Here is a 12,583-nt window from a genome sequence, read left to right as displayed (position 1 = left end):
TCAATGAGCAGGAAGCCACTGACGGGAGTCCTTTTCATGATGACGCGCCTGCCCAAAGGATTTCTCCGCCTCACCAGCACAGCCCTATCGCTTTCCGCAGGGCTGATGCTTCCCGGCACGCAGAACGAAGCGCTGGCCGCAACGCAGACGCCGCCCGCGCGCCACGGCGCAACGCACAAGGCCGCTACACGCCACAAGCCCGTTCATGCCGCCCCCGAAGCCATTCAGGTCACCGGCTCCCGTGCCCAGCGTTTTCTGACGACGGCGGCTACCGTGAACGTCCTGACAGGTCGCGAGCTACAGGCACTGCATATCACCAGCCCGAAAGACCTCGCCGCCTACACGCCAGGGCTGACAGCCGTGAACGCGACTTCGGGCAGCACGCCCGTCTTTTCGATACGCGGTATCGGCCTCGACGATTATACCGGCAATAATATGGGCGGTATCGGTATTTATCAGGATGGCGTCTTTGCGCCTTACCCCGTTTTCTATACCGGCCAGATGTTCGACACCCAGATGGTCAGCGTCGAGAAGGGGCCGCAGGGTTTCGATTACGGTCGCAGCAGCACTGGCGGCAATATCAATGTCGAAACGACGAAGCCCGACAGTAAATTCGGCGGCTACGTCAACTGGGGTTACAGCAGCTACGGCACCAACACGACGAGCGCTGCCATCAATGTGCCGATCAGCGACAAGATCCAGAACCGCACCGCCTTTTCGTATATCAATGGCGATGGTTGGCAGCGCGACATCCACACCAACAAGCGCTATGGCTCGCAGGATCAGCTCGGCCTGCGTAATCTCACGCGGTTTCTGATCGATGACCGCTCGAACCTGCTGCTCAATATTCATTATACCCGCGACAAGGGCATTTCGATGTCGCCTCAGGATGTCGATGGCGATGCGGTGAACGGCTTTGCCAATGGCACGGTCGGTGTCGGGCCAGACGCTTCTTACAAGGCGGTCAATGTCGGCACCGACCGTGTGGGCCGCAATGAGAATGGTGGAGGCGTTTCGCTCAGCTACACCCATGATTTCTCCTGGGGGCAATTCGCCTCGACCACCGCTTTCGATGCCTTTCGTCGCAGCGATTACGACAATTACGATGGCGAATCGATAAGCGTCGGCGATTATCACTGGAACGACACCTCGCTCGCCCAGTCGCATGACATGCATCTGAAAATGGATCTGGCGAAACGCTTTCATGTCACTGTCGGCGTCTATGAATCCTGGGACAAGATCAACGGCGCCTATACGAGCTATCGTTCCTTTCTGCTCGGCGTGCCCAACGGCAATCTGACCGATCGCTTCGTGCAGCAGAATGTCTCGACCGGGCTCTATCTCAGCACGGTCACGAATGTTCTCAAAAACCTCGACTTCATCGCCTCGGGACGTTTCTCGTGGGATGATCGCGGCTTCAATGGCGGCACGATCGACGATGCCGGCGCGCTGACAAGCAAGGGTGCCTATCTGTCGCGCCTCGACACCACCCATTCCTATGCGCGCCTGACCGGACGCGTGGGGCTGCGCTATACGATCGTGCCCGGCACGCTGGTTTATGGCACGATTTCCAACGGCTATAAAGCGGGCGCCTATTTCGCCGCCCCTGTCTCGGCACCTCAGGCGCTGGATTACGTGCGCCCCGAGAACATGATCGCCTATGAAATCGGCGCCAAGACGAGCCTTTTGCATAATCATGTGCAGATCGAAGGCGCGCTGTTCGATTACGAATATCATAACCGCCAGACGCTTTTCGTCGCAGAAATGCCAATGAATATCACCTCGCTCAGCCTTGGCCCCATTCCACGCGCGCGTACTCGTGGCGGAGAACTGTCGAGCACCCTGCATGATCTGATCCCCAATCTCGATCTGCGCGGCTCCTTTGCCTATCTCGATGCGCAGAATATCAGCCCGGTCAACGATATCGGCGGCCTGCCACTGCTCTCCACCGTCAGCGCGCATTCGGTGCTGCCCTTCGCGCCGCGCTTTTCATGGAATGCCGTTGCCCGCTACGGCGTCGATCTTCCACGCGCCTATCGCCTGACGCTCCAGACCAGCTACACATGGAAAGACAACATGCTGGTGGCGCTGGGTGACCCCAATGGCGTGACCGACAAGATCAGCTCTTTTGGCATGCGTATGGAGGTCGGGCCGAAAACCGGCAAATGGACAGCCGCTGTCTATGTCGACAACATGCTCAACAAGCACGGCAACACCTATTCCTTCACCGGATCGGATAATTCACGCGTGCAGTTCCTGCAAACCCCGCGCTGGGTCGGCTGCGACCTGCGCTATAATTTCTGACGGCGCCGCGATGCATCTTGAGACCTATCGCACGCTCTGGGGCGATGCCCGCCCCTGGGCCGACAGCATCGCCGAAGCCCGTGCAGAAGGGTTCGACGGTATCGAGGGCCGCATTCCGGGGCCGGACTCTCTTGCTGCCTGCCGCGACGCGCTGGCCAGCACAGGGGTGCCGTATATCGCCATTGCCCTGACAGGCGGCGGGGTGACGCCGCGTCAGGACGCCTCGCTGCAAGACCATCTGGCCGATCTGGAAGCGGCTCTCATAAGAGCGACAACGCTCGCCCCGCGCTTCGTCAACGTTTTGGGCGGCAACGACCGCTGGAGTGCCGCGAAGCAAGTCGACTTCATTTCCCACGCGTTAACGCTGGGCCAGAAGCACGGGGTGACGCTCAGCTTCGAGACGCATCGCGCACGAATCTGCGCCACGCCCTGGATAACACTCGACGTCGTGGCGCAACTTCCCGATGCCCTATTCACTGCCGATATCAGCCATTGGGTGGTCGGCTGCGAGCGTCTGCTCGACGATCCCTGCGACGATTTCAGCGCGTTCATTGCCCGCGTCCATCATATCCAGGCGCGTATAGGCTATGATCAGGGGCCGCAGGTTTCGCATCCCGGCGCGCCCGAACATGCAGCCGCGCTGCGCTTTCATCAGGATTTCTGGTGCGCCATCTGGCAGGATCAGGCGCGACGCGGCTATGCACGCACCACGCTGACGCCGGAATGCGGGCCTGATGGCTATACACAGAGCCTGCCCTTCACCAACCTGCCCATTGCCGACCGACACGAAATGAATCGCTGGTTGCTCGACGCACAACGCAGGTCTTTCGCAGGATGCTTCCCTGCCTCATTTCCAACGAGGAGTTTCTGACATGACAGAAGAGACGTTCACGTCCATTCCGGTGATCGACATCGCCGGGCTGTATGCCGAAGACAAGGCCGAGCGTCAGAAAGTGGCCGATTCCCTGCAGCACGCCGCCGGTAAGATAGGATTTTTCTATATTGCCGGCCATCGCGTGGCACCCGAGCTGATAGAGAGTGTGCGTCAGGCGGCGAAGGATTTCTTTGCCCAGCCCTTCGAGAAAAAAATGGAGCGCTATATCGGCGCGTCAGCCTCTCATAAGGGCTTCGTGCCGGAAGGCGAGGAGATCTACAACAAATCCCGGCCGGACCATAAGGAGGCCTTCGATATCGGCTTCGAGGTGCCCGCCGATAATCCGCTGGTTCAGGCGGGAACGCCGCTTCTGGGGCCGAATGACTGGCCGGAAATCCCCGACTTTCGCGAGCGCGCCAGCGCTTATTATGCCGCCGTGTTCGATCTGGGGCGCGTTCTGTTTCGCGGTTTTGCCCTCGCTCTCGGGCTCGACGAACACGCTTTCGATGACGTGGCGCAATTTCCCCCGTCGAAACTGCGCATGATCCATTACCCCTATGACGGCGAGGCGCAGGATGCGCCAGGCATCGGCGCTCATACGGATTATGAGTGCTTCACCATTCTTCTGGCCGACAAGCCCGGTCTGGAAGTGCTGAACGGCAAGGGTGACTGGATCGATGCGCCGCCTGTTCCCGGCACGTTCGTCGTCAATATTGGCGATATGCTTGAGATGATGACGGCAGGTGCTTTCGTGGCGACAGCCCATCGCGTGCGCAGTGTGAAGGAGGAGCGGTATTCCTTTCCGCTCTTCTACGCCTGCGATTATCATCACGAAATCCGCCCCCTGCCTGCCTTCGAGAAAGGCGATACGGCTTATGAGGCCGTAAAAATCGGCGATCATATGTGGGCTCAGGCCATGCAGACCTATTCCTATCTCATTGCCAAACGCGAGCGCGGCGAGATTGCCCTGCCAGAGGGCACGCGCCGCACCAATACATTCGGCCATTTCAGCAAGACGGGGGTAACACCGTGACCGCTCAGACAGAACAGGAACTGCGCGAGGAACTGGCGGCCGCCTATCGCCTCTATGCGCAATTCGATCTGACCGACATGGTCTATACCCATCTCTCCGTGCGCCTGCCGGGAGAAGGGCATCGTTTTCTGGTCAATCCGTACGGGCTGCTTTTCGAGGAAATCACGGCGAGTTCTCTGGTCGTAGTCGATTCAGACGGCCATCCGCAGCAGGAAACGAGCTGGCCAGTTAATCCGGCGGGGTTTGTCATCCATTCTGCCGTGCATCGTGCCCATCCCGAGGCCGAATGCGTGATGCACAGCCATACGCTGGCAGGCATGGCCATCGCCGCACAGGAAAACGGAATCCTGCCGCTGAACCAGATCAATATGGAGTTCTACGGGCGTATCGGCTTTCACCCCTATGAGGGCATCGCGGCGGACGACAATCTGAGCGAGCGCGAACGTCTGGTGCGCGATCTGGGCGATCATATGGGGCTGATCCTGCAAAATCACGGGCTGCTGACTATAGGCAGCACGGTGGCTCAGGCCTTTTATCGCATGTATTATCTGGAACAGGCCTGCCGTGTGCAGCTGGCCGCGCAATCGACCGGGGCAAAGCTCCATTGCCCCAGCGAGGCCGAAGTGCTGCGCGCGCGCGCGCAGTTCGAGACCGATCTCGACCAGGGTCGGATGATCTGGAAGGCGCTGCGCCGCAAACTCGACCGGGAACAGCCCGATTACAGACACTGAGGCTGGCGCATTCTATATTCCTACGGGTGTAGGAGCGGAATTACGGCCACCCATCCTCTGGTTGATCGAGTCTGCATTAATCGACCCCATTTAAAATTCGTGCATATCACTCAGCCTGACCCGCCACATCTCCCGCACAAAGCAAAGACATAAAAAAACCCTCCGGGCCGCCAAGCCCGGAGGGTTTTTCGTTTCAGACGTTCTTGAGGATCAAAGAACGACCTTCACACCGAACTGGAAGGAGCGGAGAACGACACCGTTCTGCGACCAGGAAGAGTTGTAGAGATACCCACCATAGGTGCCGAAATCGTAGGGCGATTTGAAGCCGAGCAGGTTGTAGACATTGGCATACGCGCTCCAGCGGCGGTTGAACTGGTAGTTCACCGTCAGATCGACATCCCAGAAAGCCTTGACCTTGCACTGCCCGCTCGGGACAAAGCTGCTCGAGGTAAGGGCATCGGCACAATTGCCCGCCGTATTCGAACCCGTCTGGTCTTCTGCCGTCGTGCGATAGCCGCTGGTGTAATAAACTGTCGGCGTCACAGCCAGCTTGCGCCATGAAAGCGTGTTGGACCAGTTGGCGCGCCAGCGGGGCGTACCTGAGGCCGACACGGCACCATAGGGGCCAAGCGTTCCGGCAAAGCGATAAACCGAACCATCGGGATTGGTCAGGTTCATGCGACGTACGAAGGTGGCGGTGCCCTTGCTGTACCAATGAACTTCACGGAACACGCCGGGAAGCTGGGTATTGGCTTCGAAAGACAGATCGAAGCCGTCCGTTACGAGCTTGTTCGTGTTGACATAGCCCAGATTGATGATGCCCGGACGGAGCTGGCCGCCAGGGTTCTGCGGATCGGCGATATCCGGGGTGACCGTCACGCCTGTCGGCAGGGCTTCACCCGCGAGATAGGCATTGGCCACGTTCGTCGTACCGACCGGGTTTGGCGCGATATAGTGGTTTTTCCGAATGTAATAATAATCGGCGCTCAGGGTCAGCCAGCGCGTCGGGCGGAAAATAGGGCCGCCAGAGAAATTGGTCGCGGTTTCAGGCCGCAGATTAGGGTTACCGGCTGTGTTCGAGCCGATGTAGTAGTTCTGCGCGTAGTTATTGGGCGTGCCGTTGGCGTTGAGATGCTGGCTGACGAAATTGGCATTATTGGGCGTGTAGGTCGTGTAACCGACATTCGACCCGCCAGTTTCTGCAAAGCTCGGCACACGGAAGCCCTTGGCAAATGTCCCACGTAGGGTCAGCTTCTCGGTTGGCTTGAACTGAACACCGAATTTCGGTGAGAAATGGCTGAAGCCTTCGGAATAATGGTCGTAACGCCCCGATGCATCGGCCGTAAGCATTTTGACGATCGGCGCGTTGGCCTCAAAGAATCCTGATTCGACCCAACGGCTGCCCTGCGCATTCACCGGATTGATGATGCCTGTATACTGGTTTGCAGGGTTAAGCGTATCGAGCGGATTGGCGTTTGGATCGTTCAGCGCTTCGTAGCGAATATTACCGCCGATCGCGAGCTTGGCCATACCGCCCGGCAGACGGAACAGGCCCTTGCTGAGGGTCGCCTCACCCGAATATTCCTGCGTACGCGCATTGATCACATTACGAGGTGCAATCGAATTGAGCACCGATTGCGAATTGAGCGACGGGTCGACGAAGTTATAGCTGCCGCTGGTGATGGCGTTCTGAATGCCGGCAATCGTGGGGACGCCCGTAATCGTCTGGTTCAGCAGCGTGTTCATACCGACGAAATTGACGTCGTAATTCCAGTCCGAACCCCAGCGCGAAGGATGCCAGCCATTATAGCGCACTGAGCCACGGAAATTCTGGCTGGTATCGGTGGTCGTTGGCAGCAGATCGCCGAAGCGATAATTGACCTGAGCCTGCTCGCCGAGCGCCGCATACGGATTATTCGGGTTGAGCGAGCCATCGGCCAGATAGACCGGCAGATAGGTGTTCTGCGCCGTGGCCAGCTTGGCCTGGCTGTAGGACGAGCCGCCATAAGTGGAAGCGGGGGTGCCGGTGCTGATCGACCGTGCCTGCGACCAGGTAAACATGGCCGTCAGCTGTGAACGCTCGGTGACATTGGCCGTGAAATGCACGGTAGCATTGACGCGACGCAGGTCGGGCGCCAGCTGGGCATATTTTTGCGTATTCCACGAGCAGGCCTGGCTCGTGCCAGTCGTGCCCGCAACCGTGCCGGTCACCAGACCGTCGGTGCCGGTGCGGCATCCCGCCTGCTGGTTCAAAAGCTGCCAGGGACCTGCGCTCGTCCCCGTGCCCGTCACCGGGCGAACAATAGCCGTTGTGGAAGGCGAGAAATTGGTGATCGCGCCATCAGAAACGATGTTGCCATTGCCGTTGCCGCCGCCAATGCCGGTCAGATCCCCATTATTATAAGGCGCGTTCAACTGGCGGTAATAGAGCGGGTCGTCCTGCTGATATTCCGAGTTGATATAGAAGTTGTAGCCGTCCTTATGCAGGTCACCATGACCCCAGGTGGCGTAAAGACGCTGATGGCCTGCATCGCCGCGCTGCGTCAAACCGCCCTCGGCATTGCCTTCGAAACCCTTGATCTCCTTACGGGTAATCATATTGACCACGCCAGCCACGGCATCGGCGCCATAGGTGGCCGAACCGCCATCCTGCAGCACGTCGACGCTCTGCATGATCGATTGCGGCATCCAGTTGGTATCGACGAAATTACGCTCGCCGTCATCCGCCAACGGGTAATAAGACAGACGCTGGCCGTCCATCAGAACGAGTGTCGAGTCCGTGCTAAGGCCACGAAGTGAAGGCGCAGAGGCACCGGCCGCAAAACCGCCGCCTGCCGACCAGGCATTGGTCAAATTGCCTGCACCGTTGGATGACAGAAGCTGAAGGGCATCGGTGACGGTCTTGATGCCACGCTGCTGCATATCCTTCATGGTGATATGCGTGATTGGCGAGGCGCTGGTGGTGTTCGGATCGCGAAACAGCGAACCCGTCACCATGATGGTCTCGGCACCTGCTGAAGGCGCAGACGCACCGGTGGTCGACACGGGAGCCGAAACCGCTTTCGCACGCATGGAGCGGCTGGTGGTCGTCTTGACCGTCGATTTGGCCGGGCTTTTGGCAGCATTGGCGCGAATTGTCGATGTTTCAGGCGATGAAACAGTTTGTGCCTGAGCCTCACTTGCGAAATGCAACAGGGCGATACAGGCCGTCGCTCCCATCAATCCGTTGGCGAGGCCTCGTTTCCGTCGGCTTGACGGGGCAACCGTGCCGCAGAACGCTGCGGCGTTATTCGTCTCTCGATTGAGCGGCGTCATAAGGCATTCCGTCAAAATGGGTTATTTTGCGACAAATATCGTCACAACATTCCTATTTCGTAACGGCACTTCGTTAACCCCCGCAAGCCAGGTTACGTTTTTATTACATAGTTTGGCTACGGTTGTGCAACAATGTCACACTACCCTCCAAGGTCTCTTTGTAGAATTTATTCAGACTAATCAGTATTTTAGGTTATTTCCCTCAAGGGAAGCTCCGGCAAAGGCAAGGACGAAATAACGTTGCGTTAAAGAAACCACCATCCGGTTCAGTAATATTTTTTGCCGACATTCCGGGGGAGGGGCGAGAGAGTCGAATCAAAAAAGGCGGGGCCTGAACCCCGCCTTTCAGATGATCTCTTGAAGCCGAAAGAGGGTTTAGTGAGCGAGCCCCTTGGCCGAAGCTCGGGTGGCATGAAGATGGGCTTCCACCTCCGGGTCGAGCTTGAGGAAATAGGTCAGGATCGCGCTGATGAAGTAGATGATGGAGTAGACGATCATCACGCCGAGCACACCGAAAGAGGGCTCGAAGATGTAGACAATGGCCGGGCCGATCCAGACGCTGGCGCCTGCACCGAGATTCAGCAACGACATGGCAGCAGCTTTGTTCTCGGGAGCCAGATAGGGCATCAGGGCCGAGAGCGGGACGTAGCCAGCCAGAGTCATACCGTAGAAGGCACCGGCAACCATGACGATGATCAGATGATCAGGGCCGAGCAGGGTCGGCGCGAAATACAGCGCCATGGTGCTCAGCGTTGACCCAACGCCGCCCATGATCATGGTCGTGTAGCGCCAGCTCAGCTTATCACTGATGATACCGAGGAACAGGTTGAAGAAGATGTTGCTGATGAAGATCGCCTGCAGCACTGCCAGCCACTGACCCATGGTAAAATGCAGCGTATGGGTGAAATAGAGCGGCATGAACACCAGGAAGCCGAATTCGGCAGAGGTGTTGATGGCACGAACCAAGCAGCCGATACCGACCTTCGGGCGCTGCCAGCCTATGGCGAGCGACATGAACAGCGTCTTCATCGCCCCTTTACCGCTGGCTTCGACGCGGGGTACGCGCTGCATGCCGAGCAGAGCCAGACCACCGCCAAAAATAACGAAACTGAGGGCAGCCCATAGCGTGGCATAGCCACCGATAATGGGAAGAAGAATACCTGCAATGGTGGTGCCCATCGTCGGCAGACCGGCCGTGAAGCAGAACCAGAACCAGCCGACCGCTGAGCCGAGCTTCTGTACGGGAGCCGTGCTGACAACCCAGACAAGAAAGCCGAACGCGAAAAGCGGATAACCAAACCCGCGCAGGCCGTAGAACAGCGTGATCAGTGTCCAGGATTTGGACGGCAGGGCGAAGCCGAGAAATCCGATCTGGAAGACGATCCAGATAGCCAGGCCGATGAGCATCACGGTGCGGCTGCCCCACATCTCGGAGAGCGCACCGGAAGCCCAGGCGGAAATGGCGGCGGTCAGACCGTAGATCGTAAAGAGGCCGGCGACATCGTGTTCCTGAAAACCAAGCGAAACGAGATAGGGCGAGAGATAGCCGCTCTCGACGCCGTCGCCGATCATGAAGAGCAGTGTTCCGACGAAACCCCAGATCATGACCGGCGGAATCCCCGCCCATGAAACGAAGCGTTCGAAAGCCGTTTTTGGTTCGATGTCTTGCAGAGTGCCGGTCGCAGACCGTGCCCCCCCGACGAATGTCCCGCCTGCCATCGTGTGTCTCCTGAGTCTTACAAAAGGCCTCTAGCTGCTGGGCAGCGTGCCTGGCCTGTCTCCTTTGCGCGGGTTGGATGGGTGCGGCAAATCACAAAAAAGAGTTATAGATACCAGACCATATGTTCGTATGAGACATTCACCCTGAAAGTTTTGGTATGATAAATGTTTTTTAATGGGTTCATACATGAACAATGCATGAACTTTTAGCGATGAAACCACCATAAATGACAAAATTTTGAATGAAATTTTATTCTGTTATTATAAATTGCGTCTCTTCGGCTTTCCTATGGCAAATATAATGAAAGACAATTTATCACGATTTTATGATTTATCCATCCCTGACGAAGGACATATTTGAGTCTTAGTTGAAAACCAAAGAAGAGATCGGGATCTTTCTCGAAATTCGAAACAGGTCGCTTTATCTTTCTGTCAAACCACGATCATGAACAGAGTTTAATACATATCATTTCATTCAGAATTCTAACATCCACTACCCGCCCCCGTCGGGACCAGAGAAGGGTCTTTCCATGACCACACGTACCCAGCGCGCCAATGCCATTCGCATTCTCGCAATCGATGCCATCTTCAAGGCGCAGTCGGGCCATCCGGGCACGCCGATGGGCATGGCCGATATCTCTGAAGTGCTCTGGCGCGATGTGATGCGCTACAACCCCGTCAATCCGGACTGGTGCAATCGCGATCGCTTCGTCTACTCAAACGGCCATGGCTCGATGCTGCTCTATGCGCTGCTGCATCTGTCGGGCTTCGCTCTGAGCATCGACGATATCAAGCAGTTCCGTCAGCTCCATTCCAAAACCCCCGGTCACCCGGAATTCGGCTATGCGCCAGGCATAGAGACCACGACTGGCCCGCTTGGCCAGGGAATCGCCAATGCGGTCGGTATGGCGCTCGCCGAGAAAACACTGGCCGCACAGTTTAACCGCCCGGACCTGCCGATCGTCGATCATCACACCTATGCCTATGTCGGCGAAGGCTGCCTGATGGAGGGCATCTCACACGAGGCCTGTGCCCTCGCCGGCACGCTGGGTCTGGGCAAACTGATCACGATCTATGACCGCAACATGGTCACCAATGACGGGCCGATCGACGGTGTCTATACGGACGACACGCGCAAGCGCTTCGAGGCCTATGACTGGCAGGTTATCGGCGAGATCGACGGTCACGACCCGGAGGCCGTTCTCGCTGCATTGACCCAAGCACGTGCCGAAACCGCACGCCCGAGCCTGATCATCTGCCGCACCACCATCGGTCAGGGCTGCTCGGAAGGCTATGCCGGCACACACAAGGTGCATGGCGGTGTTCTGCCAGCCGATGAGATCGCAAAAATACGCACGCGCCTCGACTGGACGCATCCCGCTTTCGACATCCCTGAAGCGATCTATCGTGACTGGGATCACCGCCCCGCCGGTCGCGAAGCGGAAGAAGCCTGGAACATGCTTTTCGCCCGCTATGAAGCGGCCCATCCCGAACTCGCCGCCGAATTTACGCGTCGCCAGAACAGCGGCTTCCCTGCAAACTGGCAAAGCGTGTCGCGCGACTTCGTGCGCAGCCTTCAGGAGGCGCCGAAGGACATCCCTTCACGCAGGGCCTCGCAGAACGCCATCGAAGCATTCGCCCCGCATCTGCCCGAAATGTTCGGCGGATGCGCCGACATTACCCCTAGCTGTCTCACGCGCTGGTCGGGCTCCTCTTCCGTCTGTTTCGACCCGGCTGGCAATTACGTCGATTACGGGGTGCGCGAATTCGGCATGGTCGCCATGGCCAATGGCATCGCGCTTCATGGCGGGCTCATTCCCTATACCGCGACGTTCCTGATGTTCATGGAATATGCGCGCAATGCCGTGCGCATGGCCGCTCTGATGAAACAGCGTCAGATCCTGGTCTATACGCATGATTCCATCGGTCTGGGTGAAGATGGGCCGACACATCAGCCTGTGGAACAGCTGGCCAGCCTACGCCAGACGCCGAACATGGTGACCTGGCGCCCCTGCGATCAGGTCGAAGCCGCCATCGCCTGGGTCAGCGCGCTCGAGCGTCTCGATGGGCCGACAGCGTTCTCCCTTTCCCGCCTGCCGCTGAAACAGCACGAACGCAGCGAGGCGCAGCTGCATGACGCCTGGCGCGGCGGCTATGTGCTTTCAGACAGCACCGGCACACCCGATCTGATCGTGATTGCCACGGGCTCTGAAATGACCCTGGCACTCGACTCCGCCGAGGCCCTGCGCGCCAGGGGCGTGGCCGTCCGTGTGGTTTCGCTCCCCTCGCCCGAAACATTCGATACGCAGGATACCGCCTATCGTGAAAGTGTGCTTCCCGATGCCGTAAGGGCACGCCTGGCCATTGAAGCCGCCAGCACTCTCTATTGGGCTCGTTATGTCGGACTCGATGGCGATGTGGTGGGCATGACCGGCTTTGGTGAATCGGGCCCTGCGCAGGATCTGTTCCGTCATTTCGGCTTCACTGTCGACAATGTCGTGACCCGCGCCGAGGCGGTTCTGACCCGCATCAAAAGCCGCAAGACCGTCTGATCTTTCTGCTTTTAGGGCGGCTCACAAAGGCTGCCCTCTTTCCTGCCACTGGGAC

Annotated in this window: 7 protein-coding genes; 5 read left to right on the top strand and 2 right to left on the bottom strand. The window is 58.1% G+C overall.

Going from position 1 to position 12,583, the window contains the following annotated elements:
• Positions 1–105: 105 nt before the first annotated feature.
• The 4 genes from ABHV46_RS10275 to ABHV46_RS10260 are packed head-to-tail and all read left to right on the top strand — an operon-like array spanning position 106 to position 4,942.
• Positions 106–2,304 (top strand): TonB-dependent receptor, encoded by a 2,199-nt coding sequence (locus ABHV46_RS10275; protein WP_438384365.1) that lies wholly within the window; start codon positions 106–108, stop codon positions 2,302–2,304.
• 10 nt (positions 2,305–2,314) lie between these two features.
• Complete coding sequence (locus ABHV46_RS10270) at positions 2,315–3,175, top strand: sugar phosphate isomerase/epimerase family protein (protein WP_438381368.1); 861 nt, start codon at positions 2,315–2,317, stop codon at positions 3,173–3,175.
• Position 3,176: 1 nt separating this feature from the next.
• Entirely contained in the window at positions 3,177–4,211 is a 1,035-nt protein-coding gene (locus ABHV46_RS10265; protein ID WP_438381367.1) for an isopenicillin N synthase family dioxygenase, read from the top strand.
• Positions 4,208–4,942: a class II aldolase/adducin family protein gene (locus ABHV46_RS10260; protein ID WP_438381366.1), complete on the top strand. Its 735-nt coding sequence runs from the start codon at positions 4,208–4,210 to the stop codon at positions 4,940–4,942. The genes ABHV46_RS10265 and ABHV46_RS10260 overlap by 4 nt, the downstream gene beginning before the upstream one ends.
• A 210-nt stretch (positions 4,943–5,152) precedes the next feature.
• Here the strand turns inward: ABHV46_RS10260 and ABHV46_RS10255 are convergent, their stop codons facing one another.
• Together ABHV46_RS10255 and ABHV46_RS10250 are read right to left on the bottom strand one after the other, a co-directional pair.
• A complete protein-coding gene (locus ABHV46_RS10255) occupies positions 5,153–8,161 on the bottom strand; it encodes a TonB-dependent receptor plug domain-containing protein (RefSeq protein WP_438384361.1) in 3,009 nt (1,002 codons plus the stop codon).
• 471 nt (positions 8,162–8,632) lie between these two features.
• A complete protein-coding gene (locus ABHV46_RS10250) occupies positions 8,633–9,976 on the bottom strand; it encodes an MFS transporter (RefSeq protein ID WP_438381365.1) in 1,344 nt (447 codons plus the stop codon).
• Between the two features lie 530 nt (positions 9,977–10,506).
• Here ABHV46_RS10250 and tkt point away from each other — a divergent pair.
• On the top strand, positions 10,507–12,528 hold the full coding sequence (tkt, locus tag ABHV46_RS10245; RefSeq protein WP_438381364.1) for a transketolase: 2,022 nt from the start codon (positions 10,507–10,509) through the stop codon (positions 12,526–12,528).
• Positions 12,529–12,583: the final 55 nt, after the last annotated feature.

The sequence above is a fragment of the Asaia sp. BMEF1 genome (assembly GCF_051628905.1).
In the GTDB taxonomy this organism is placed as follows: domain Bacteria; phylum Pseudomonadota; class Alphaproteobacteria; order Acetobacterales; family Acetobacteraceae; genus Asaia.
This window is presented reverse-complemented; position numbering and strand designations above follow the sequence as displayed.